Here is a 23170-nt window from a genome sequence, read left to right on the forward strand (position 1 = left end):
GCGCGCTTTCGCTGTTAGCTTGCGGTCATGAAGATCACCCGAAACACGCACGACCAGTTGATCCTGTCCAATACGCCCTGGCTAATTGGCATTATGCTGGTTGTCTTTATCTTATGCTTTGTGGGCGCAGGCCTGTTCATGGTGACCCAGGGCGGTGAAGGCCTGTGGTTCGGCATCCTCTTTGCCTTGTTTGGCGGCGGGCTGGGCTTTGGCGCGTTCTGCGCTTTTGTCCGCCGCGTGCAGGTCATTCTGGATCGCCCAACCAACAGCATCCTGATCCGTCGGCAATCGGTCTTTGGGTACGACACCGTGGAACACAAGCTGTCGAACCTGTCTCATGCCGAGGTCGAGACCACCACCTCGACCAGCGACAAGGGCACCTCGAAGATGCACCGCCCCGTATTGGTGCTGGATAAAGGCATGAGTGCGGGACGACACCCGATTGTCGAGGCGTATGTCAGCGGGCATGGATCGCACCGCATGGTCGATGCCATCAATGACTGGCTTCCTGCGCGCAAGGTTGACTCTGCCAGCCAATCAGCCTAAATCGCCGCAAACATCCGGAAGCGTCAGATCTTCCGGTCCCTTGAGTCGTTCAGGGATCGCCCCCCACCAGCGAGTTTCGCCCGTGGGGGCAATGCCATTTGGCATTACCCCCACGTCTAATTCAGTGGGAGGGGGCGTTTGTGCATTTAACCGGCGCCTCCTATCTAGGGAACGCCACCAGATAACCGGCTAAGGAGGCCGAAGGCATGTTTGAAAATCTATCCGAACGCCTTTCCGGCGTCTTTGACCGGCTGACCAAACAGGGTGCCCTGTCCGAAGAAGACGTCAAAACCGCCCTGCGCGAGGTTCGCGTGGCCCTGCTCGAGGCCGATGTCTCGCTGCCGGTGGCCCGCGAATTCGTCAAAAAGGTGCAGGAACAGGCGACCGGTCAGGCGGTGACGAAATCGATCACCCCCGGCCAACAGGTCGTCAAGATCGTGCATGACGCTTTGGTTGATACCCTGCGCGGCGAGGAAGACCCAGGCGCGCTCAAGATCGACAACCCGCCTGCCCCGATCCTGATGGTCGGCCTGCAGGGTTCGGGTAAGACCACGACCACCGGTAAGCTGGCGAAACGCCTGAAAGAAAAAGAGGGCAAGAAAGTCCTGATGGCCTCGCTGGACGTTTATCGCCCGGCGGCGATGGATCAGCTGGCGGTTCTGGGAACGCAAGTCGGCGTGGATACGCTGCCCATCGTTCCCGGTCAGAAGCCAGTTGATATCGCCAAGCGCGCCAAGCAACAGGCGACGCTGGGCGGCTATGACGTCTACATGCTCGACACCGCGGGCCGTCTGCATATCGACGAAGTCCTGATGGACGAGGTCGAGCAGGTGCGCAACGCGGTAGACCCGCGCGAGACCCTGTTGGTGGTCGACGGCCTGACCGGTCAGGTCGCCGTTGAAGTCGCCGAAGAGTTCGACGCCAAGGTCGGCATCTCGGGCGTGGTCCTGACCCGGATGGACGGTGACGGGCGCGGTGGTGCGGCGCTGTCGATGCGCGCTGTTACCGGCAAGCCGATCCGCTTTGTCGGTCTGGGCGAGAAAATGGACGCGCTCGAAACCTTCGAGCCGGACCGGATCGCCGGTCGTATTCTGGGCATGGGCGACATCGTTGCTCTGGTCGAAAAGGCCCAGGAAACGATGGAGATGGAACAGACCGAGCGCATGATGAAGCGCATGGTCAAAGGTCAGTTCAACATGAACGACCTGAAAATGCAGTTGGAACAGATGATCCAGATGGGCGGCATGCAGGGCATGATGGGCATGATGCCGGGCATGGGCAAGATGGCCAAGCAGATGGATCAGGCGGGCCTCGACGACAAGATCCTGCGCCAGCAGATCGCAATGATCCAATCCATGACCAAACGCGAACGCGCCAATCCGCAGCTGCTGCAAGCCAGCCGCAAGAAACGCATTGCTGCCGGGTCGGGGATGGAGGTCAGCGACCTCAACAAGCTGCTCAAGATGCACCGGCAGATGTCGGACATGATGAAAAAGATGGGCAAGATGGGCAAAGGCAAGATGCTGAAACAGGCCATGAAGGGCATGTTCGGCAAGGGCGGCCCCTCGCCCGAGGACATGGCAGCCGGCATGGACCCCAAGGCGCTGGAACAGGCGGCCAAGGCCATGGGCGGACGTGGCGGCCTGCCCGGCATGGGCGGCGGCATGGCGCTGCCTCCGGGCCTCAGCGGGTTCGGGAAGAAAAAGTGACGCCAGCACGCTGCACCCAGCCCCCGTCCGGAAAGGCGGCGATGGCAGCAGCGCAATATCGCGCGGCCCTGCCGGTCATTCAGACCCGGCGGCTGGTTCTGCGCGCGCCCACTTTGGACGACCTTCCAATATGGACCGAGATCTGTCAGGACAGCTTTGGTGATACGGAGCAGGAAGCCTGGACCGAGTTTTCCTATTATACCTCCGGCTGGCTTCTGCATGGTCACGGCCTGTTTGCGGTCACTCTGGCTGAGGGTGGCGAAACTGTTGGGTTCGTCATTCTTGGGCTGGAATGGGATGATCATGAGCCCGAGCTGGGTTATTTGTTCTGTGCCCAGCATCGCATGAAGGGTTACGCCACCGAAGCCTGCACCGCCGTGCGTGATTTTGGATTTGACCTGCTCGGGTCGGGCCAGTTCGTAAGCTATGTGTCGCGATCCAACACACGCTCGAACGCTCTGGCACAGCGGCTGGGTGCGTCGCGCGATACGGTCGCCGAAGCCGCGTTTGGGCCGGACCAGCATGTCTGGCGCTATAGCGAGGCAATGGCATGAAACTCGCGATGCCTATCCCAACGCTTGAAACCGAACGCCTGATCATGCGCGCGCCGTCCGAGGCCGATTTCGAGGCCGAAGCCGAATTTTTCGCCAGCGACGCCTCGCAATTCGTGGGCGGACCAAAGCGCCCGGACGAGACATGGCGCGCGATTGCCATGCTGCTGGGGCATTGGGCAATGCGTGGCTATGGGTTCTGGGGTGTCGAAGAGAAAGCCACCGGCACCTATGTCGGGCATGTCGGCCTTTGGTTCCCGCACAGCTGGCCCGAGCCGGAAATCGGCTGGACCCTGATGAACCACGCAACCGGCAAAGGCTATGCGACCGAGGCCGCACAAGCAGCGCGTGCCCACGCTTATGACGTGCTAGGCTGGGAAACCGCGATATCGTTGATTGATCCGGATAATCTGGGTAGCAAAGCCGTGGCTGAACGGTTGGGTGCCCGGTTCGATTACGTCTTCGAACACCCGGCATTCGGATCGATGCAGGTCTGGCGGCATCCGTCGCCAGCCGATCTGGTCAATGGCGGGATGGAGGCCTACGCATGACCACGTTCGCCATCCCCACCGTCGAAACCGACCGTCTGATCCTGCGCGCGCCGCATCTGGATGACCTGCCCGCGATGATCGCGTTCTACGCCTCGGAACGCAGCCATATGGTTGGCGGACCCAAGGATGAGCTGGGCAGCTGGAGCTCACTGTCCGGTCGTTTGGGGCATTGGGCCTTACGCGGTTATGGCCTGTGGCATCTGACCGAGAAAACCAGCGGTGCGTTCGTCGGGTGGGCGGGTATCATCGACGTTCCCGGTTGGGCCGAGCCCGAATTGGGCTGGACGCTGATGGCCGAGGCCGAAGGCAAGGGGCTGGGTTTTGAAGCGGCCCAAGCCGCGCGTGACTATGCCGCGCGGCATCAGGGTCTGAACGGCGTGATCTCGTATATCGCCCATGCCAATGACCGCTCGCGCGCACTGGCCGAACGGCTTGGGGCCACGCTGGAGATTGAGAACGCCGAACTATTGGGCCTGACTGCCCAGATCTGGCGTCACCCGCAAATTGACTTGACCACCGAAAGGACCGGCCAATGAACAACCCCGTCACCCGCGCCGCGGCGCTGCTGAAAGAGCATCGCGAAAGCATCGACCGGCTGGACGCGATCCTTGTGTTCACGCTGGCCGAGCGGTTCAAGCACACGCAAGCCGTGGGCAAGCTGAAAGCAACACACGACCTTCCCCCGTCCGATCCCTCGCGCGAGGCTGCGCAGATCGCACGGTTAGAAGACCTGGCGAAAGAGGCCGATCTGGACCCCGACTTCGCCAAGGCTTTTCTGAATTTCATCATTCAGGAAGTCATCCGACACCACAAGAAACACCAGAACTAAACCGGGCAAATCCCGGATACGCCATTCAAAGGAGATACCACCATGGCAATGAAAATTCGTCTCGCCCGCGGCGGCTCGAAAAAGCGTCCTTTCTATCGCATTGTTGCGGCTGACAGCCGTATGCCGCGCGATGGTCGTTTCATCGAGAAGCTGGGCACCTACAACCCGCTGCTGCCGAAAGACAGCGAAGAGCGTGTGAAAATGAACATGGAGCGTGTTCAGTACTGGCTGGATCAGGGCGCACAGCCCACCGACCGGATCGCACGTATGCTGGAAGCTGCCGGCACCCGTGAAAAGGCCGAGCGCAATAACCCCAACAAGGGTACCCCGGGCAAGAAAGCCCAAGAGCGCGCGGAAGAGAAAGCGGCAAAGGCTGCTGAAGCGGCTGCTGCGCCTGCTGAAGAAGCGGCTGCAGAAGAATAAGCAGGCGGGCGCGTGCGGGATCAGGCCTTCAGTGACGATTTTCGCGCGCAGTTCGATCTGTTGATGCGGCTCCGGCGCGATGTGCGCCGGTTCCGCACCGACGCCGTGGACGAGGCAGTGTTGACGCGCTGCCTCGACGCGTTTCGGCTGGCCCCTTCGGTGGGGCTGAGCGAACCCTGGCGCGTCATTCGCGTCGAAAGTCAGGCCGCACGCGATGCGGCGCTGAGGAATTTCAAAGCGGCCAATGCCGAGGCGTTGGATGGCTATTCCGGCGAAAAGGCGCAGCTATACAGCGGTCTGAAACTCTCTGGGATGCAAGAGGCGCCGGTGCAACTGGCCGTGTTCTGCGACGATGCCACCGACAAGGGGCAGGGTCTGGGCGCAGGCACGATGCCCGAGATGCGGCGCTATTCGGTGGTATCGGCCATCACCCTGTTCTGGCTGGCCCTGCGGGCCGAAGGGCTGGGTTTGGGCTGGGTGTCCATTCTGGACCCCGAGCAGATGGCACGCGATCTGGACGTACCGGAAACCTGGCGTCTGATCGGCTATTTCTGCGTCGGCTATCCCGAAGAGCTGTCGGAGACACCGGAACTGGAACTGGTCGGCTGGGAAAACCGCAACAACACTTTGCCCATCGAGGTGCGCTAGGCCCATGTTTGGATTGTTACGGCTTCCCATCCTGCTGGCAATCGCCTTTATTGTTGGCGTGTTCTTTGAACGCAGCAACCAGCGCGAGGCCTGCGAGGTCATCGGGCAGTGGCGGGATGGGCTATGTGTAACGGAAGGCTCAAATGAGTGATCTGAACTGCGTCGGCAGCATCGCCGGATCATACGGCGTGCGCGGCGAGGTGCGGCTGAAAAGCTTCTGCGCCATCCCCGAAGATATCGAGGCCTATTCGCCCTTGACCGATGAGGCGGGCAAAGAGCGCTATCCGCTGGTGCTGACGCGCCCGATCAAGAACGGCTTTGCCGCACGGCTGGGCGGGGTTGAGACCAAGGAACAGGCCGATGCACTTAATGGCCTGCGACTTTACGCACGTCGCGATCAATTGCCATCGCTGCCGGATGACGAATTCTATCACACCGACCTGATCGGGCTTGAGGTCTATGACACCGGTGGCACCCTGCTGGGCAAGGTCAAGGCGGTGCAGAACCACGGCGCTGCGGACCTGCTGGAATTGCACGGGCCGGGGCTGAAGGCCACCGTTCTTCTGCCCTTCACGCAAGAGGTGGTGCCCACAGTCGATCTGGAACAGGGCCGCATTGTCGCCGATCCGCCCGAAGGTCTGCTGTAATGCGCCGCGTGTTGCTGCATCTGGGTCTGCACAAGACCGGGACAACGGCGGCACAATCCTTTCTGTTCGAAAACCGCGAGTTGATCTGGCCACACCACGCGCTGGTGTTGCCCTACCGGACCCGCAAGTCGGGTCTGTCGGATGCTGCGACGCGCTATTCGGTCTATGGCACTCATGGCAGTATGACCGAGTTTGCCAACGGGATGCACCGCCTGCTGGCCGATCTGGATTTCGGCGACAAGCGCGGGCTGATCCTGAGTGAGGAAAATTTCTCGGGCCTGCGCCCCAGCCGTAATCCGGCCGTGGGCTATGAGGCTGCCCCTGATTTGGCGGCCTGTCTTGTCGGGCTGATCCGCAACCGCTTTGCCGGGGAAGAGGTCGAGATCACGCTTTATTACTCGGTACGGCGCCGCGAGGACTGGCTGCGCAGCCTTTGGGCGCATGACCTGCAACGGGGCCGGTTGCCGCTGGATTTCGACGCGTATCAGACCCGGATGGCACAGGTACAGTCGCCCGAGGACGCGGTTGCCACGATCCGGACACGCGTTCAGAACGCCACAATCCGCACCGAGTGGCTGCACGATCTGGAACACCACCCGCTGGGCCCCGGCGCCCCGATGGCGGCATTTCTGGACCTGCCAGCGGATCAGCTGATTGCTCCGGCGCGCCGAAACCGGGCGTTGCCGCCGGATATCCTGTCAGAGATGCTGGACCTGAACCGGTCCGATCTGGACGAAGCCGAGTTGATCCGGCAGAAACAGGAGCTTGCCCAACATGCCCAAATGGACCGGATCGGCATAGAATGACAGATCAGCCCGGAAAATCCCATGGCCGCAAAGCCATCCGCCCGACATTGAAGCCGCGCGAATTGATGACCCCGACCCCGGATTTGCACGGGGTCTGGAAGGCCAGGATCATCACCCTGTTCCCGTCCGCCTTTCCCGGCGTGCTGGGCGAAAGCCTGACCGGCAAGGCCCTGCAAGAGGGGCTGTGGCAGTTGGAAACCATCGATCTGCGCCAGTTCGGGGTCGGCAAACATCGCAATGTCGATGACACGCCCGCGGGGGGCGGTGCGGGCATGGTGTTGCGCGCCGATGTGGTGGGCGACGCGATCAAACACAGTATGGCGGGCGTTCGCGGGAACTGGCCGCTGATCTACCTCAGCCCTCGTGGCCGTCCGATGAATCAGCAGATGATGCAGAACCTTGCCCGTTGTGATGGCATGACCCTGCTGTGCGGCAGGTTCGAAGGGGTCGACGAGCGCGTGTTGGAGCATTACGGCATCCAAGAGGTATCCTTGGGTGATTTCGTCATGACCGGCGGTGAGATTGCAGCGCAGGCGCTGATCGACGCCACGGTGCGGCTGATCCCCGGCGTGTTGGGCAATCAGGCCTCTGCCGAGGAGGAAAGCTTTGCCACCGGTCTGCTGGAGCATCCGCAATATACCCGTCCCGCAGACTGGAACGGGCGCGCGATCCCCGATATTCTGATGTCCGGCCATCACGGACGCATCGCCGAATGGCGTCATGAGATGTCGGAACAGATCACGCAGGAGCGGCGGCCCGATCTGTGGCAAAGCTATGTGGCCAAGCAGGATAAATCATCCGGCTAAGACCCACTGGGTGTGGCCCGAAAACCGCAACCCGGCGCATTTGCCTTACGCCGCTTGCAGTTGATTTGTTCGAAAAATACTCATTCCTAAGATGTTGCTGACCAAAGCGATTTCAGATCAATTGATAACAGGCTGCCAAATGAAAAAACTCATCTGTCTGGCTGTGCTCGCCGTTTCGGCCTGCACCACCAAACCCCTTGGAACTTCGGTGCCGACGCAAGCCGGTCACAACCTGAATTCGGCCCGCGTTGCCGTGCAATCCTGCGCAACCGAGGCTGGTATCGGCGGCGACAGTGCGGTGATCGGCGGCTACGCCACAAGCATCCTGCTGCTGGGCCCAGTGTTTGGAAGCCTGGTCACGGTTCCCATGCAAGACAATCTGCGCGCGCAGGGCGAGTTCGATCAGGTTGACCGCTGCATGACCGAGCGCGGGTTTGATCGCCGTTACTTAAGTGATGGCGAGATGTTCTGGCTGAACGATGCCCACGGGGAAGAGCGCGTCAGACGTCTGGATCATCTTGTCAACGGCAGCACGATTGAAACTTACGGCTCTCCGCGTACTTAGAGCGTTTTGCGTTTTTTATCTAATGTTAGAATATCGAAATGCGCGTTCGACCGCTGGGAGAGGCAGCGTATTTCGATTCAAATCAAACGCAAAGCGATCTAGGACGCCCCCGCCTTCCAGCGCGCCCAGATCTCGGGCGTGCCATTGAAGGTGTTGATATCGACCCTGCCCTGCACCCCCGGCACCAGACCGGTGCCGGTATATTGCCAGAACCGCCAGAGCGTTCTGGGATAGACCTCGCGCGGATGGCCCGCGACCGAGCGCAGCCAGAATTCGGTTTTGGGCAGACGTCCGATATCGGTGTCCGCAAAGAAATCGACCGTGGTGTAGACGATCGGCCTGCGGCCATAGTGACGTTCGAGAATGTCCAGAAAACGCTGCGCCTCGGCCCGGATGGTGCGGGGATCTGGGCGCAGGGTGCAGGTTTTGGAATGGGGCGTCCATTCCATATCCAGCACATGCGGCAGGTCGGCCCCTTTGGGGACATTGCGGATGAACCACCGCGCCTGCTCGGCTGCGGGTCGGCAGAAATAGTAATAGTGGTAAGCCCCCCAAGGCACGGCCGCCGCTTGTGCACCGCGACGGTGTTCTTCGAACATCGGGTCGGTGAAATCTCCGCCCTCGGTCGCTTTGATAAAGGCAAAGCTGACGCCTGACGCCTTGGCCGTGCGCCAGTCAATCGGCCCCTGCCAGCGCGACACATCAAGCCCGTGCACCGGATAATGGCCCGGATGCCGCCCCTCCCACGGATGAGGATCGGCGTCGCCGAAATCGGGATAGATCACCGCGGGCGCGGTAGCATCGGCAAAGGCCAGCGGCTCGACCGCCTGAGGGGCGGGGCCGCGACGCCCGCAGGAAACGATTGCAAGCGTCAGAACGGCCATCATAAGGGCGTTGCGTATCATGGATGTATCTCAAATCTGCTCTTGTAATTGCATCCAGAATGCCTGAACCCTGCGACAACGCAATGGTTCAGTTTGCAACCGGCGAAAACGCACCGCCGTGCCTTTCTGGCAAGGCAAATTAAGGCTTGATCCCTGTCCGCAAATTCCTTAAACGACCGCAATCCGGTGCCGCTTCACGCGACTCCGGTGTTTTGGTTTGCATCATGGCGCAATCCCCCGGCTTTCTTCGGCTGTGGCGTGTCATAGCGGACCAGACCAAGGAACATTCGATCTGACCTCTGGCGGGCTGCAAAGCAGGACCCGGTGAAGACCAAGAGCTCTCGGACCGTGCCCAAACTTCGTGGACCAACCACGAGCAGATAGGAGTAATTGCGATGGACCTGATCGCACAGCTTGAGGCGGAGCAAATTGCCGCCCTGGGGAAAGACATCCCCGATTTCAAAGCCGGTGACACCATCCGTGTCGGCTTTAAAGTGACCGAAGGGTCGCGTACCCGTGTGCAGAACTATGAAGGCGTCTGCATCGCGCGTAAAGGTGGCAGCGGCATCGCCGGTTCGTTCACCGTCCGCAAGATTTCGTTTGGCGAAGGCGTGGAGCGTGTGTTCCCCCTGCATTCGACCAACATCGACAGCATCACCGTTGTCCGCCGTGGCCGCGTTCGTCGCGCCAAACTGTACTATCTGCGCTCGCGTCGCGGTAAATCCGCACGTATCGCAGAAGTTACCAACTACAAGCCCAAGGCTGGCGCCGAGGCGTAAGGAGCGGAAAGATGAAAAAAGACATCCATCCCGATTATCACGTCATCAACGTCAAAATGACCGATGGCACCGTGGTTCAGATGAAATCCACCTGGGGCGCCGAGGGCGACCAGCTGGCTCTGGAAATCGACCCCTCCTCGCATCCCGCGTGGACCGGTGGCACCTCGCGCCTGCTGGACGCCGGTGGCCGTGTGTCGAAGTTCAAGAAGAAATACGAAGGTCTGGGTTTCTGATCCCATTCCAATTCGATTTCGAAAGGCCGCCCCGATCGGGTGGCCTTTTTCGTTTCGTGGCTGGCGTCAACGGGGCAGGGTTTCTGCACCTATTGCAGATAGTACCAATGCGACCCGTTTAGCTTGCTCAGATCGACGATGTGCAGCCCGTCTTCGATGCGATGCGCCTCTGGCGGCAGCGTCTTGGCGGGTATCAGGGGGTGCAGCTTCAAACCCGGCTGGGCCGCGATGCGCAATGTACCGGCAACGGGTTCAAGCCGGTATGAGGTTGCATCGGAACCAGCAGGAACCGCGCGACCGGTGACCGAGATCAGGATGCGCCGCGCCGCGGAAATGGGTTGGTCGTCCATGCTCTGCACAGCCACAGCAGCCATGTCGCTTTGGATATCGAATACAACACCCGAGGTTTCGACCGGTTCACCGTCGAAACGCCCTGCGACGCTCTGGGTCTTGACGGTGTCGATGACAAACTGCGCCTTGGCAAAGTTCCTGCGAAACTCTCCGGTATCGGCCACCACTTCGTCCGCATCATGCGGCAGGTACGAGCGGTCAAGTTCAAGCCTTTGCACCTGCTCGTCCTTCAGCGCGGTCGGTTGCAACCACGGCAGCGCGGGCGTTTCGGGCATACAGGTCACAAGGCGGCTTTGTTCGGTGATGGTGCGAATGCCCAGCGAGGTCTCGGGCGAGATCGGCTGGTCGAAGAATTCGTCCTCGTTCAGGCATATCGCATAGGTTTGATTTGCCTGCCGCAGATGCCCTTGGCGGAACAGCAACGCGGCGGCGGGCATGACCGCGATCAGAGCGGGGTCTTCGGCCATGCTCCAATTGCTTGGCCGCAGCGGATCATCAAGGGGTTGCTGGGAATATCCGTAGATCATCAACGCATCCCACCCCTGATGCGCGGATCGCGCGGCCAGGCGAAGCGGGGCCACGAATCTGTCCTCGGTCGGGAAATTTGCCAGATTCCATTCGGAAACGCTCAGCGGCATGTTCGCGACCTGCGCGATGGCGATCCAGTCGAAAAAACTGGCCTGTTCGCGTGGATCGAACCCGGTGTCGCCTTCGACCCCGTATACATGCGCATCGATGATTGACCCCAGCGTCAGCGAGGGCAGCCCCGCGATCGTCATACCGCCCCACAGGCTGGTGGTCGAGATCAGGCCGCCAAACCCGACCTCCTGAACGGCGCGGATGAGGCGTTCGTTGAACCGCCGCTCAAGGTCATTGAGGAATATCTTGGACGGGCCAAATTCCCACGAACGCCAGGTCGCCTCGGGGTCGAGACCGTTGCTTTGCGCAAAATCCTGCGACAGGGACATGTAGATGTCATTGTGGAAAGGAACGTTCTTGTCGGGCAAAAGCGCATTGCCGAAATGATGGGTCAGATCGTTTTCATTGGTCAGCATCACCGCAATGATGGCCGGGTCTTCGGCATAGGTCAGTTTCGTGAGGCCATTTCGGTGGCTCAGATAGGCGTCCTGAAATTCAAGCATCAGGCGCTCGATATCTTCGGAAATATAGTTGAACCCGCGCAGGTCTGCGTGGCCTTCCTCGGATACGATTTCGTCAAATCCTGCGACGCCATCCTGCGGCAACAGCCTGCGCCCGACATGAATATCAAGCCAGATATAGACGCCTTCGGCCTTGAGCGCGGCAATCCACTGATCCAGCCTGCGCATCGCGTCCCTGTCCAGCGCACGGGTGCCTTTGGGGTCTTGGCCAAAGATGTTGGGCTGCACCCAATGGGAATCGTGGTGATGGATTCGGACGAGGTTGAAACCCAGCCGGGCAATCCGCTGGGCATGGGCCTTGATGAACCGGGGGCTGGTGTGAAACAGCGCATAGGCCTGCAGGTTCGCACCCCAGAACCGTGCGGGCGTGCCGTCAGCAAAGTACAGTTCATTGCCTCGCGCCTCGACCCGCCCCAGCGCGCCTGCTGGCACATGGTTCAACCCGCTCAGATCCGGTACCGGGGTCCGAAGGGACAGGCCGCCCAGCGGCCAATCCTCTGCCTCTTGGGCTATGGCTGGGCCGGGGGCAGACGCAAACAGGCCCAGACAGATCAGGGTGGGGAATACAATCAGGAGTTTAAGGCGTTTCATCGATCATCCGTCTGGAAAAAATTTATCGTCACGCTTGCCTCTTGGCCCGTCCACGCAGCCTGCATCCGGCCCCGCCGATCACTCTGGCTTTCGGGTCAGCTTTGCCGCCTCGTGCAAGGGGGGCACAGGTCCGCGCAACAGGAAAACTGAAAGCGCCATGGCAATCAAGGCGGCCAGAGCGCCGATCAACATTGCGCTGTCGAAGGCGTTGTCCTGCAGATCGCGCAGGGCTTTGGCCAGTGCCGTGCTGGATTGCGGATCCAGCCCAGCGATCAACTGCTGGATCTGGCTGGGTGTGCCGTGGGTCAGGGCATGGGCCAGATCATCTTGCTGGGTTGATCCGGCTGGCAGCGCGGCAATCACCTCGGACAGGCCATTGCGCGTTGTTCGGGCTTCGGCCAGACCACCCACGACCGCGCCCAGAGTAGCACCGAAATAGAGGAAGGCGTTGAGGACGCCCGAGCCCTGCCCCATGTGCTCCTCAGGCAGCAGGCGCAGACCAAGCCGTGGCAGCAGGGAAAATCCGATGCCCAGACCGATGCCGATGATCATCAGCTTCCACCAGATTTCCGCATAATCCGTGGTGTTGCTGGTTGTTGTCATCAATAACAGGCCGCACCCCAGAAACCCCATCCCGAAGAGAACGGGCCAGCGGAAACTATAGGGCGCCAGAAAGCGTGGTGCAGTGACAGAGACGATGAACATGCTGACGCTCAGCGGCAGGATCGCAGCCCCTGCGCCGATGGCCGAATAGCCGAACGCATCAGGTGACTGTACGAAAGTGTTGAAATAGACAAAGAAGCAAAACAGCGTGAAGCCGGTAAAGAACATGCCTGCGGCCGCCATGAAGTACCGGGGATGGCGGAAATAGCGCAGCTCGATCAGGGGATCGTCGCTGCGTCGCGACGTCAGCACGAGCGCAATGGCGGCCAAGGCCGAGATACAGAGCGGCGCCAGCGTCAGCGCGTTGCCCCAGCCATGGCTTTCCCCGTTGCTGAGCGCAAAGGACAGAGGACCGAGCAGCAGAACCAGTGCCAGTGCGCCGGGCAGATCGAATGCGGCCCCGCTCTGACGTATGTCCGGCACATAGTTGCGTTTGTGCACCCGCAAGCCAATGACAAAGGCGATGACCAGCAGCACAAGATCGGTCGCAAAGACACCCCGCCAGCTGAGGTAATGCGCGAAGGAACCGCCCACGATCGGGCCAACCCCGATCGCAAGACCCACAATCGCGCCCCATGCGCCGGTGACGCCAGCGCGTTTATCCTCGGGCGTGGCGGCGGTCAGCAGCGACAGCGAGGTGCCAAACAGGGCCGCCGCCCCGGCCCCCTGCGCGCCGCGACCAAACAGCAGCAGTGCCGTGTCCTGCGATACCAGCACCGAGGCCGAGCCAATCGCAAAAACAATCATGCCAAAGAAGAACACACCCATCTTGCCGGTGATATCGCCCAAACGGCTGACAATGGTGACAAGCGAGGCGCTGACCACAGTGTAAATCGCCATCACCCATTGTAACCCGGACGGCGTCAGATCGAATTCCGCCTTCAGATTTGGCAGAACGGTCGCCACGGCGGTTGTGTTGAACCCAACCACCATCATACAGATCGCGGTCATCGCCAGAACCACACGGGCGCGTTGCATTTCGGATGCTTCGTCTGAACCTGTGCTGGACATTGTGTTACCCTCGGGTCTTTCGCCGCACGTATTCGGCGCTCCGGTTAATTAACTTATAGACAACAAATCCTTTTTTGTCGCCGGACACCGCCATCTTCATATCCAGTATGACAAGGCCAACGGCAAAACCAGTATCGTCGTCAGAGTAGACACCAGAATGAACCCGGCCACGTCCGGTCCGTATTCGGGGGCATGCTGCTCGATAAACAGGTAGGTCGCGACTGATGATGGCATCAGACAGCACAGGATCAACGCACCGCGTTCGGTGCCGGAAAATCCAAACAGCCAGATCAACGCGCTGGCGATGGCGATGGCCATGACCAGATGCAGGGCAGTCAGCAGCAACGCGCGGCCAAGGCTTTTAATCCGCAAACTGGCCAAAGTATGCCCAAGCGTCAGCAGCATGAGAGGGATCGACAGCCCGCCCAGAATATCAAAGGACTTGGCAACAGGCTGCGGCAGGGTGATGCCCGTTGCCATCAGGATCAGCGAGAGGATCACGGCGTAGATGATCGGCGATGTGGCGATTTTCCGAACCGAGAATTCTTTGGCCGGAATCCACATGCCCACGGTAAAGATGCTGATCAGAACAACCACGACGAAAGCCATTGTATAGGCCATGCCCGCGTCACCCAGCGCAAGCAGCGCGATCGGCAGACCGATATTGCCGACATTGCCGTGCATCAGCGGGGTCAGGAACGCGCGCACCGGCAGGCGCAGAAGTTTCAGAGCCGCGAATCCCAGCACTCCGAATCCCGCGACAGCCAGCGCCGCAGCGCTCATCATGTCCAGAAAGGTCCCTACGGCCAGTTTGGTTGTGGATAAGTGCGAGATTATCAGCGTCGGGTATCCGACCCTTGAAACGATGCCGCCAATCATCTTGTTGTCAAAAGGGGCCTTGATCATCGCCATATAAAATCCGACGCCTGCGCAGATCAGCACCGGCAGTACCACATTCAGAACATTGAGAAACACGTGTTCCACGCCGGTGTCCTTCCAAGGTGTTGCGGCCACATTGGAGCGTGTTCACAGCTTTGGCAACCGCGCCTCACCCGGCGCATCAAAGAGGCATCTGTCGGAATTTAGAGGCTGATAATGACACAAACCACGGCTCAGAGTTCTTCCCTTCCCTCGTCACACAACATATAGTGGCCGACAACAACGTGTGGGCAAACACGGCGGGACTTGGGAATACAGGCATGGCACATATCATCGTAGTGGGGAACGAAAAGGGCGGCGCAGGCAAATCGACCGTTTCGATGCATGTGGCCACCGCGCTGGCACGTCTGGGGCACAAGGTCAGCACACTGGATCTGGACCTGCGCCAACGCAGTCTGGGGCGGTATTTCGAGAACCGGGGCAACTTTCTGAACGGCTCGGACGTGAGCTTGCCCAGCCCGCGCCACCATGACCTGCCCGAGATCGACGCCAGCAAGCTGGGACCGGGTGAAAACATCTATGACCACCGCCTGTCTGCCGCCGTAGCCGAGCTGGAAAGCGACAGCGACTTTATCCTGATCGATTGTCCGGGCTCACATACCCGCCTGAGCCAGGTGGCGCATTCGCTGGCCGACACGCTGATCACCCCGCTGAACGACAGTTTCATCGATTTCGACCTGCTGGCGCGGATCGACACGAAGGGTGAGAAAATCCTTGGCCCGTCGGTTTATTCCGAGATGGTCTGGAACGCGCGGCAGTTGCGCGCGCAGGCCGGGCTGAAACCCATCGACTGGGTCGTTGTGCGCAACCGGGTCGGCACCCAGCGCATGGTCAACAAGGAAAAGATGCAACGCGCAATCGAGATGCTGTCGCAGCGCATCGGCTTTCGCGTGGCCTCGGGGTTTTCCGAGCGGGTGATCTTTCGCGAGTTGTTCCCGCGTGGTCTGACCCTGCTGGACCTCAAGGATATTGGGGTCAAACAACTGAATATCTCGAACATCGCGGCGCGTCAGGAGTTGCGCGACATGATGAAAGAACTGAGCCTGCCGGGCGTTGAGATTGATTTTTGATCCCGCCAAACGCGGCCACCAATTGATCTGCACCGCCACATTCAACAATACTAAAGTTGAATCGGCGGCGCGGGGATCATCATGGAAGACATGTCTCGGACACCTGTTGGGTACTATGACCCCGAAGGGTGTGATCCTGTAGAATTCAAAACGCTGATCCGTCAGAGCGTTGCGCCTGAAACTGTTCCCTTCGCTGCTGCCATCGAACAGAACGTGCCGGTCTATCAGATGGACGAGATCCGCCCGTTGCTGGATAACCCCGCAGAACGCCGGGGCATTCTGAGCGAGTGGGCGCAAGTTTTCCGGTCGGGTGCGGGTGTCATTGCCCTCAGACGCGCCTATGCCGACACGCAGGTGATCGACCAGGCAACCGAGGTTTACGAAAAGATCATCGCGGCAGAAAAACTGGCCGCTTTGGGCGGTGGCGATCATTTTGCGGCGTCGGGGGCGAATGACCGGATCTGGAATTCGCTACAGAAACTGTGTGAGTTCGCGCCGGACATCTATATGCGCTACTTCGCCAACACATCGATCGCCGCGGTTTGCGAGGCATGGCTTGGCCCCAACTACCAGATGACGGCGCAGGTCAATCTGGTTCATCCCGGTGGCGCGGCGCAGCAGGCGCATCGCGATTATCATCTGGGATTTCAGACCGCCGCGATCAGCGCCAGCTTTCCGGCGCATGTGCACGACCTGTCACCGGCTTTGACGCTGCAGGGCGCAATTGCGCATTGCGATATGCCGGTTGAAAGCGGGCCGACAAAGCTGTTGCCATTTTCGCAAGCCTACAGCCCGGGATACGCGGCATGGCGGCGCGATGATTTTCGCGCGATATTCGAGGAGAATTGCGTTCAGATCGCGTTGCAGAAAGGCGATGCCGTGTTATTTAACCCGGCGCTGTTTCACGCAGCCGGTGCCAACACGACAACGGACGTGCACCGAATGGCAAACCTGTTGCAAGTCTCTTCGACCTTTGGGCGCGCCATGGAATCCATTGATCGGGATGCGATGTGCACGCTGATCTACCCGCAACTTGTCGCGGCGCGGAATGACGGCTCTCTCAGCCCCGCTGAAATCAGCGCGGCCATTGCTGCCACCGCCGAAGGGTATTCCTTTCCGACAAATCTGGACCGCGATCCCCCTAAGGACGGTTTGGCACCCGAAACGCAAGCAGCGTTCATGCAGCGTGCACTGGCCGAGAACATAAGCCCATCAGAGTTGGCGGCGCATTTGGACGAGATGAAATCCAGACAATCCGCCTGATGCCGTGTTCCCCGCGACAGCAGGGTTCGGGTTCATGCATAGACCGTAAACAGTTCTTTCGGTTCAGCCACGCCTCGTAGCATGTATCGCCCCACAGACACCAGATCATGCGCGCAGGGCTGCGCGGCGCGAGCGACCTCGTCCGATAAGAGGATGCGTTGGCCGGTTGATTTGTGCATCTCGGAAATCCGGGCTGCCTGATTTACGGCAGGGCCGATCACCGTGAAATCCAACCGGCTTTCAGCGCCGATATTGCCATACAGGACCTCTCCGGCGTGCAGGGCCAGCGTAAAATTGGTGACCTGCTGATTGTTTTCCGCGCGCCTGTTGCTGAGACCCGCCATGCGATCCTTCAGAACCGCCACCGCATCCAGCGCCGCTCTGGCGTCTGCATCGGCCTCACCCACATCGAAAATCGCCATAAGGCCATCGCCCATAAATTTCAGGATACTGCCATCGAACTCGTGCACGACGTCAACCGCCACCGCCAAATAGTCGTTCAGCATGTCGATGATTTCAGCCCCCGGCAGTTCCTCGGACAGGCGGGTGAAGCCTTCGAGATCAAAGTTCCAGATGACCGCATCGATCTCTTGCAGCGAGCCGCGGCGGATTTCACCGGACAGAACCCGCTGGCCTGCATCGCGCCCCAGATAGACCCGCATCAGATCGCGCGCCACCGTGGCGCTGGATGCAGATTTCAACGCCAGCCCCAGATGCGGCAGCGAGACCTTGATCAGCGACAGGTCGCTGTCGCGGAAGCCTTCGGGTGCGTCAGAGGTCCACGACATCAACACGCCGTCGATCCGTTTGTGTGTGTCAAAACGCTCAGGGCCCGAGGGCGCATCAAAACTGACGCCTGTGGCGTAATACTCGGTCGCTCCGTTTTCGCGTAGATCGTTGATCAGGGGAAAGCGGCTGGGTGTGTTCTGATCCACCATCCGCTCGTGAATCTCATCGAAACCATCGTTCAGGATGGCGTAAAGCGGACTATGCCGCCACTCTTCCGAGGGCGTTTCGGTATAGTCGAAGGTCTGATAGTCACCGCCCCGCCCATTGTACCAGCTGTAGCCTGTTCCGCCATAGGCCGGGTGCAGCGCGGGCTGGGCCGAGTGAAACCGCATCAGCGGAACGTCAAGGTCCAGCAGCTTGTTGCAATAGCCGTCCAGCAGTTCCTGCTCGCCCATACCTTCAAGGCCACGTGTCACCAGCCAGTCGACCAGATCTTCGTACTTCGCTGTGGCAGGGTCCAAGGATGTCATTTCACGTCCCCAATCTGTTCAGTGCCTATCTGGGGCCTGAGGGATCAGTTTACCAGAGGTCAGTCCAATCCGGACAGGCGGCGCAGCATCATGCGCAACAATGCAGCTTCGCCGGTTGTGAACCGTGCCGCCAGCTTTGCGTCATAGGTTTGCGCAATGCCGCGCAGCTCGCGATAAGCCGACTGCCCTGCCGGTGTCAGCGACAGACGCTCGATTCGACGGTCATTTTCATCGCGCACGCGCCGGAGAAACCGCCGCTGTTCCAATTTGTGGACAGCGCGGCTTATCTTGGTTTTGTGGATCGAGGCCCTTTGACCGATATCCCGGGCCGTCATCTCGCCGTAATTGCCAAGGTGAAACAGCACCCGCCATTCCGTGCGCAACATGCCATAACGATTCTTGTAGACCTGTTTGAACTCAAGCGAACTGGCCTCGGCCGCCTGATTCAGCAGGAATGGCAGGAAATTCCGCAAATCAAAGTCATCTTTTTCTGCGTTTTCTGGCTGGGTCATGCTTGTTAGTTACAAAATCAACTATTATTCCACAAGCAGGAAAAAGAGGACCGCGCCATGAACCGCCCGACCGATCCGCATCACATGACGCAGGCCGCGACGCCTGTGGGAACCCATGCCGGATACATGCCCGGCTTTGGCAACGATTTTGAGACCGAGGCTTTGCCCGATGCGCTACCACAGGGCATGAACAGCCCGCAAAAGTGCAATTACGGCTTGTATGGCGAACAGCTGAGCGGCACGGCCTTTACCGCCCAGCACCCGGAACGGACCTGGTGTTATCGTATTCGGCCCTCGGTCAAGCATTCGCATCGATATGAAAAGATCGACCTGCCCTATTGGAAATCAGCGCCGCATATTGATCCCGATGTCATCAGCCTTGGCCAGTACCGCTGGGACGCTATTGCCCACAGCGACGCGCCGCTGACATGGCTGACCGGAATGCGCACCATGACCACCGCGGGCGATGTCAACACGCAGGTCGGCATGGCCAGCCATATCTACCTTGTGACCGAATCCATGGTGGATGACTATTTCTTCTCGGCAGATTCCGAGCTTTTGGTTGTGCCTCAGGAAGGACGCCTGCGCTTTGCCACCGAGTTGGGGATCATCGATCTGGAACCCAAGGAAATAGCCATTCTGCCGCGCGGGTTGCTCTACCGGGTCGAAGTTCTGGAAGGCCCTGCGCGCGGGTTTGTCTGCGAAAACTATGGTCAGAAATTCGAACTGCCGGGCCGTGGTCCGATCGGTGCGAACTGCATGGCCAACCCGCGCGACTTCAAAGCCCCGGTGGCAGCTTTTGAAGACCGCGAGGTGCCCTCGACCGTGACGATCAAATGGTGCGGGCAGTTCCATGTGACAAAGATCGGCCATAGTGCGCTGGACGTGGTGGCCTGGCACGGCAATTACGCACCTTACAAATACGACCTGCGAACCTATTGCCCGGTCGGTGCGATCCTATTCGACCATCCCGATCCGTCGATCTTTACGGTTCTGACAGCACCGTCCGGTCAGCCGGGTACGGCAAATATCGACTTTGTTCTGTTCCGCGAGCGCTGGATGGTGATGGAAGACACGTTCCGCCCGCCCTGGTACCACAAAAACATCATGTCTGAGCTGATGGGCAACATTTACGGCCAGTATGACGCCAAGCCGCAGGGCTTTGTTCCGGGCGGGATGAGCCTGCATAACATGATGCTTCCGCATGGCCCCGACAAGGAAGCGTTCGAGAAAGCCTCAAACTCGAACCTTGGGCCGGACAAGCTGGACAATACAATGTCCTTCATGTTCGAAACCCGTTTCCCGCAGCATTTGACTGCGTTTGCGGCCAACGAAGCGCCGTTGCAGGATGACTATATCGACTGCTGGACCTCGCTTGAGAAAAAGTTCGACGGCACCCCCGGCAAGAAATGATCACACCACGCGATCCGAGATTTTTCGTCGAAAAATCTTGGCCCGCCGACGAAGGTTTGGAGAAAAGATGCCTTTGAAGACCTCTTGGGTGGCTTCGGCCAATGATGCCGACCACCCGTTTCCGCTGAACAACCTGCCCTACGGCGTGTTCTCGACCAACGGGGACGAGCCGCGCTGCGGAGTGGCCATCGGTGACATGATATTAGACGTCACCGCAGCCGAGGCCGAAGGCCTGATTGATCTGGGCGACGAGCCCTTGCTGGATTTTCCGTTCTGGAACCCACTGATGGAAGAAGGCCCCGCCGTCTGGGCCGCACTGCGCGCGCGTCTGACCGCCCTGCTGGCCGAAGATTCGACCGAGCGTGATCAGGTCGAACCCCTGCTGGTGGCGCAGGCAGATGCCGAGATGCACATGCCGTTTGCGGTCAGCGAATATACCGATTTCTATGCGGGCAAGCAGCACGCGCAGAATATGGGTGCGATCCTGCGCGGCTCTCCCGATCTGCCTGCCAACTGGCTGCATATCCCGATCGGTTACAACGGGCGCGCCTCGTCGGTTGTGGTTTCGGGTACACCGATCCACCGTCCCAACGGGCAGACCAAGGCGCCGGATGCCGAGATGCCGTCCTTTGGCCCCTCGAAACGGCTGGATATCGAGCTTGAGATGGGTGCCATCGTCGGCACCGGTTCGGCTTTTGGCGAACCCGTCACCGTTGATCAGGCCGACGCGATGATCTTTGGCTATGTGCTGCTTAACGATTGGTCTGCCCGCGACATTCAGGGCTGGGAGTACCAGCCGCTCGGCCCGTTTCAGGGCAAGGCCTTCGGCACCTCGATTTCCCCGTGGATCGTCACCGCCGCCGCGCTGGACAGCTTTCGCGCGCCCACCCCGCCGCGCGATAAGAAACTGCTGCCATATCTGAACGGCAGCAAAGACGGGCTGTATGACATCGAGCTAGAGGTTCTGATGCAGCCCGAGGGGGCGGACACCGCCTCGGTCATTGCCAGGACCAACTACAACCGGATGTATTACTCGGCCGCCGAACAGTTGTGCCACCACGCCATCGGCGGATGCGCGATGAACCCGGGCGATCTGCTGGGCTCGGGCACCATATCCGGCCCCGTTCGCGAAGAATTCGGCTCGCTCATGGAGCTGAGCTGGGCCGGGCGAGAGCCCTTTACGCTGGACACTGGTGAAACGCGCGGCTTTATCGAAGATGGCGACACGCTGACCTTGCGCGGCAATGCGCGTGGCGACGGCTATACAATCGGCTTTGGCGATTGCGTGGGCCGCGTGCTGCCCGCTCTTGAAATCCCGTTTGCGAGGGACTGAGTGCAGGTCGCACTCACATATTCAGAGCGCGCTCTGCCAGTCCTTTACCGCCTCAATCGGGTAAAGCAGCATCAGCACGTTCAGGGTCAGGCCATCGCGGATCAGCGCGGTGGTCAGCACCTCGAACGCCAGTGCGATGGCAACCGTTGCCCAGATCGGCAGACGTCGGGCCAGCCAGAATCCCAGCATCATAGCGCCAATATCGGCCATCGAGTTCACGACACTGTCGCCATAGTAATCGAGCGAGATCGTAACCGCGCGGTAGTGCTCGATCACGGCGTCTGTATTCTCGGAAATCTCCCACGCAATTTCGATCAGGGTGGCGATGAACAGCCGCCAGCCCACAGCGAGGCGGCGGGCGACCAGCCAGAGCAGGCCATAGAACAGAAAACCATGAATGATGTGGCTGGGTGTGTACCAGTCCGTCAGGTGCTGCGAGCTTTCGGAACTATAGGTTTCACCATGCCACAGCTTGACAAAGCCACATTTGCAAATCGGCTCGCGCCCCATCCACAGCAGGATGATGGCGCAGACCACGACAATACAAGCGGTTGCCCAATAAGGCAAAAATCGACGTTCAAACATAAGGCGACCAGACCATCAAGGTTGATCGCTGTCCAGTAAGGAAATCAATGATATGGCCAAGGCATTTGCGTCCCAGGGGGACATGAGCGAAAAGAAAATCAGCTTCACCGAAGTGGGTGAAGGGCTGTATGCCTTCACAGCCGAAGGCGACCCTAATTCGGGTGTCATCATCGGCGATGACAGCGTGATGATTGTCGAAGCGCAAGCAACCCCGCGGCTGGCGAACAAAGTGATCGAATGCGTACGCTCGGTGACGGACAAGCCGATCACTCATGTGGCGCTGACCCACTATCACGCGGTGCGCGTGCTGGGCGCCAGCGCCTTTGGTGCGCAACAGATCCTGATGTCGGATATGGCCCGCGCCATGGTTGTGGAACGCGGACAAGAGGACTGGGACAGTGAATTCCAGCGCTTCCCGCGTCTGTTTGAGGGGCATGAAAGCATCCCGGGCCTGACATGGCCGACCACCACGTTCAGCGACACGATGACCGTTTATCTGGGCAACCGCCGCATCGACCTGATGCATCTGGGCCGTGCGCATACTGCCGGTGACATTGTCATCCATGTGCCCGACCAGAACGTGATGTTTACGGGTGACATCGTCGAATACCATTCGGCCTGTTATTGCGGTGACGGGCACTTCAGCGACTGGGGCGATACCCTGGACGAGATCAAGTGGTTCGACGTAGACGCAATTGCTCCGGGACGTGGGGACGCTCTGGTCGGAAAGGACATGGTCAACGCGGCCATAGAAAACACCCGCGACTTCGTTGACAGCACCTATCGGCCTGCAGCCAGGGTTGCGGCGCGCGGAGGCAGTCTGAAAGAAGCCTGGGACGCGGTGCGCGCGGAATGCGACCCGAAATTCGCCGACTACGCGATCTATGAACATTGCCTGCCGTTCAACGTCGCCCGCGCCTATGACGAGGCGCGGGGCATAGATACCCCCCGCATCTGGACCGCCCAGCGCGACCTTGAGATGTGGGAGGCGCTGCAGGGATAGAAATTCCGGGCTGCACTTGATCCAGATCGTCGCGGCCCGG

General features: G+C 59.8%; 27 protein-coding genes. 20 read left to right on the forward strand and 7 right to left on the reverse strand.

Annotated elements, in window-relative coordinates:
* Positions 1-27 precede the first annotated feature (27 nt).
* The 13 genes from ACR0FG_RS18250 (at position 28) to ACR0FG_RS18310 (ending at position 8081) form a co-directional block, all read left to right on the forward strand.
* Positions 28-546 (forward strand): hypothetical protein, encoded by a 519-nt coding sequence (locus tag ACR0FG_RS18250; protein ID WP_480894526.1) that lies wholly within the window; start codon positions 28-30, stop codon positions 544-546.
* A gap of 206 nt (positions 547-752) precedes the next feature.
* A complete protein-coding gene (gene ffh / locus ACR0FG_RS18255; protein WP_480894527.1) occupies positions 753-2255 on the forward strand; it encodes a signal recognition particle protein in 1503 nt (500 codons plus the stop codon).
* 41 nt (positions 2256-2296) lie between these two features.
* Positions 2297-2809: a GNAT family N-acetyltransferase gene (locus tag ACR0FG_RS18260; RefSeq protein ID WP_480894529.1), complete on the forward strand. Its 513-nt coding sequence runs from the start codon at positions 2297-2299 to the stop codon at positions 2807-2809.
* On the forward strand, positions 2806-3357 hold the full coding sequence (locus ACR0FG_RS18265; protein WP_480894531.1) for a GNAT family N-acetyltransferase: 552 nt from the start codon (positions 2806-2808) through the stop codon (positions 3355-3357). The genes ACR0FG_RS18260 and ACR0FG_RS18265 overlap by 4 nt, the downstream gene beginning before the upstream one ends.
* The gene (locus tag ACR0FG_RS18270) at positions 3354-3893 is read left to right on the forward strand and encodes a GNAT family N-acetyltransferase (RefSeq protein ID WP_170715597.1); all 540 of its coding nucleotides are present in this window, start codon (positions 3354-3356) and stop codon (positions 3891-3893) included. The genes ACR0FG_RS18265 and ACR0FG_RS18270 overlap by 4 nt, the downstream gene beginning before the upstream one ends.
* On the forward strand, positions 3890-4186 hold the full coding sequence (locus ACR0FG_RS18275; protein ID WP_170715595.1) for a chorismate mutase: 297 nt from the start codon (positions 3890-3892) through the stop codon (positions 4184-4186). Before ACR0FG_RS18270 ends, ACR0FG_RS18275 begins: the two co-directional genes overlap by 4 nt.
* A 42-nt stretch (positions 4187-4228) precedes the next feature.
* Complete coding sequence (gene rpsP / locus ACR0FG_RS18280) at positions 4229-4609, forward strand: 30S ribosomal protein S16 (RefSeq protein ID WP_480894534.1); 381 nt, start codon at positions 4229-4231, stop codon at positions 4607-4609.
* A 12-nt stretch (positions 4610-4621) separates the two neighbouring features.
* The gene (gene bluB, locus ACR0FG_RS18285) at positions 4622-5257 is read left to right on the forward strand and encodes a 5,6-dimethylbenzimidazole synthase (RefSeq protein ID WP_480894536.1); all 636 of its coding nucleotides are present in this window, start codon (positions 4622-4624) and stop codon (positions 5255-5257) included.
* A gap of 4 nt (positions 5258-5261) precedes the next feature.
* Positions 5262-5408: a hypothetical protein gene (locus tag ACR0FG_RS18290; protein ID WP_170715589.1), complete on the forward strand. Its 147-nt coding sequence runs from the start codon at positions 5262-5264 to the stop codon at positions 5406-5408.
* On the forward strand, positions 5401-5904 hold the full coding sequence (gene rimM, locus ACR0FG_RS18295; RefSeq protein ID WP_480894538.1) for a ribosome maturation factor RimM: 504 nt from the start codon (positions 5401-5403) through the stop codon (positions 5902-5904). Before ACR0FG_RS18290 ends, rimM begins: the two co-directional genes overlap by 8 nt.
* On the forward strand, positions 5904-6710 hold the full coding sequence (locus ACR0FG_RS18300; protein ID WP_480894540.1) for a hypothetical protein: 807 nt from the start codon (positions 5904-5906) through the stop codon (positions 6708-6710). Before rimM ends, ACR0FG_RS18300 begins: the two co-directional genes overlap by 1 nt.
* Positions 6707-7516, forward strand: coding sequence for a tRNA (guanosine(37)-N1)-methyltransferase TrmD (gene trmD / locus ACR0FG_RS18305; protein WP_480894543.1), 810 nt, complete (start codon positions 6707-6709; stop codon positions 7514-7516). Before ACR0FG_RS18300 ends, trmD begins: the two co-directional genes overlap by 4 nt.
* 139 nt (positions 7517-7655) lie before the next feature.
* A complete protein-coding gene (locus ACR0FG_RS18310) occupies positions 7656-8081 on the forward strand; it encodes a hypothetical protein (protein ID WP_480894545.1) in 426 nt (141 codons plus the stop codon).
* Between the two features lie 98 nt (positions 8082-8179).
* On the opposite strand, the gene ACR0FG_RS18315 is transcribed toward ACR0FG_RS18310, so the two are convergent.
* Positions 8180-8986, reverse strand: a complete 807-nt coding sequence (locus ACR0FG_RS18315) for a glycoside hydrolase family 25 protein (protein ID WP_480894547.1) — start codon at positions 8984-8986, stop codon at positions 8180-8182.
* 374 nt (positions 8987-9360) lie between these two features.
* Between ACR0FG_RS18315 and rplS the strand changes: the two genes are divergently transcribed.
* Both rplS and rpmE read left to right on the forward strand, forming a co-directional pair.
* Complete coding sequence (gene rplS / locus ACR0FG_RS18320; protein ID WP_170328369.1) at positions 9361-9744, forward strand: 50S ribosomal protein L19; 384 nt, start codon at positions 9361-9363, stop codon at positions 9742-9744.
* A gap of 11 nt (positions 9745-9755) precedes the next feature.
* Positions 9756-9977: a 50S ribosomal protein L31 gene (gene rpmE / locus ACR0FG_RS18325; protein ID WP_170531455.1), complete on the forward strand. Its 222-nt coding sequence runs from the start codon at positions 9756-9758 to the stop codon at positions 9975-9977.
* A gap of 89 nt (positions 9978-10066) precedes the next feature.
* Here rpmE and ACR0FG_RS18330 read toward each other — a convergent pair whose 3' ends face one another.
* The 3 genes from ACR0FG_RS18330 to ACR0FG_RS18340 form a co-directional block, all read right to left on the reverse strand.
* The gene (locus tag ACR0FG_RS18330; protein WP_480894549.1) at positions 10067-12079 is read right to left on the reverse strand and encodes a cellulase family glycosylhydrolase; all 2013 of its coding nucleotides are present in this window, start codon (positions 12077-12079) and stop codon (positions 10067-10069) included.
* A gap of 78 nt (positions 12080-12157) precedes the next feature.
* A complete protein-coding gene (locus ACR0FG_RS18335) occupies positions 12158-13753 on the reverse strand; it encodes an MFS transporter (RefSeq protein ID WP_480894551.1) in 1596 nt (531 codons plus the stop codon).
* 96 nt (positions 13754-13849) lie between these two features.
* Positions 13850-14737, reverse strand: coding sequence for an AEC family transporter (locus tag ACR0FG_RS18340; RefSeq protein WP_480894553.1), 888 nt, complete (start codon positions 14735-14737; stop codon positions 13850-13852).
* Positions 14738-14952: 215 nt separating this feature from the next.
* Between ACR0FG_RS18340 and ACR0FG_RS18345 the strand changes: the two genes are divergently transcribed.
* Positions 14953-15762, forward strand: a complete 810-nt coding sequence (locus ACR0FG_RS18345) for a division plane positioning ATPase MipZ (RefSeq protein ID WP_170715572.1) — start codon at positions 14953-14955, stop codon at positions 15760-15762.
* A gap of 81 nt (positions 15763-15843) precedes the next feature.
* The gene (locus ACR0FG_RS18350; RefSeq protein WP_480894555.1) at positions 15844-17025 is read left to right on the forward strand and encodes a phytanoyl-CoA dioxygenase family protein; all 1182 of its coding nucleotides are present in this window, start codon (positions 15844-15846) and stop codon (positions 17023-17025) included.
* A 32-nt stretch (positions 17026-17057) separates the two neighbouring features.
* On the opposite strand, the gene ACR0FG_RS18355 is transcribed toward ACR0FG_RS18350, so the two are convergent.
* Positions 17058-18284, reverse strand: coding sequence for an adenylate/guanylate cyclase domain-containing protein (locus ACR0FG_RS18355; protein ID WP_480894557.1), 1227 nt, complete (start codon positions 18282-18284; stop codon positions 17058-17060).
* A 59-nt stretch (positions 18285-18343) separates the two neighbouring features.
* On the reverse strand, positions 18344-18796 hold the full coding sequence (locus tag ACR0FG_RS18360; protein WP_170715567.1) for a MarR family transcriptional regulator: 453 nt from the start codon (positions 18794-18796) through the stop codon (positions 18344-18346).
* Positions 18797-18853: 57 nt separating this feature from the next.
* Here ACR0FG_RS18360 and hmgA point away from each other — a divergent pair, with 57 nt between their 5' ends.
* Together hmgA and fahA are read left to right on the forward strand one after the other, a co-directional pair.
* The gene (gene hmgA, locus ACR0FG_RS18365; protein ID WP_480894559.1) at positions 18854-20209 is read left to right on the forward strand and encodes a homogentisate 1,2-dioxygenase; all 1356 of its coding nucleotides are present in this window, start codon (positions 18854-18856) and stop codon (positions 20207-20209) included.
* A gap of 67 nt (positions 20210-20276) precedes the next feature.
* The gene (gene fahA / locus ACR0FG_RS18370; RefSeq protein WP_480894561.1) at positions 20277-21542 is read left to right on the forward strand and encodes a fumarylacetoacetase; all 1266 of its coding nucleotides are present in this window, start codon (positions 20277-20279) and stop codon (positions 21540-21542) included.
* A 21-nt stretch (positions 21543-21563) separates the two neighbouring features.
* Here the strand turns inward: fahA and ACR0FG_RS18375 are convergent, their stop codons facing one another.
* Positions 21564-22127, reverse strand: coding sequence for a DUF2585 domain-containing protein (locus tag ACR0FG_RS18375; protein ID WP_480894563.1), 564 nt, complete (start codon positions 22125-22127; stop codon positions 21564-21566).
* 52 nt (positions 22128-22179) lie between these two features.
* Here ACR0FG_RS18375 and ACR0FG_RS18380 point away from each other — a divergent pair, with 52 nt between their 5' ends.
* On the forward strand, positions 22180-23130 hold the full coding sequence (locus ACR0FG_RS18380) for an MBL fold metallo-hydrolase (RefSeq protein ID WP_480894565.1): 951 nt from the start codon (positions 22180-22182) through the stop codon (positions 23128-23130).
* The last annotated feature ends 40 nt before the right edge of the window (positions 23131-23170 follow it).

This window comes from Ruegeria sp. E1, assembly GCF_056534225.1.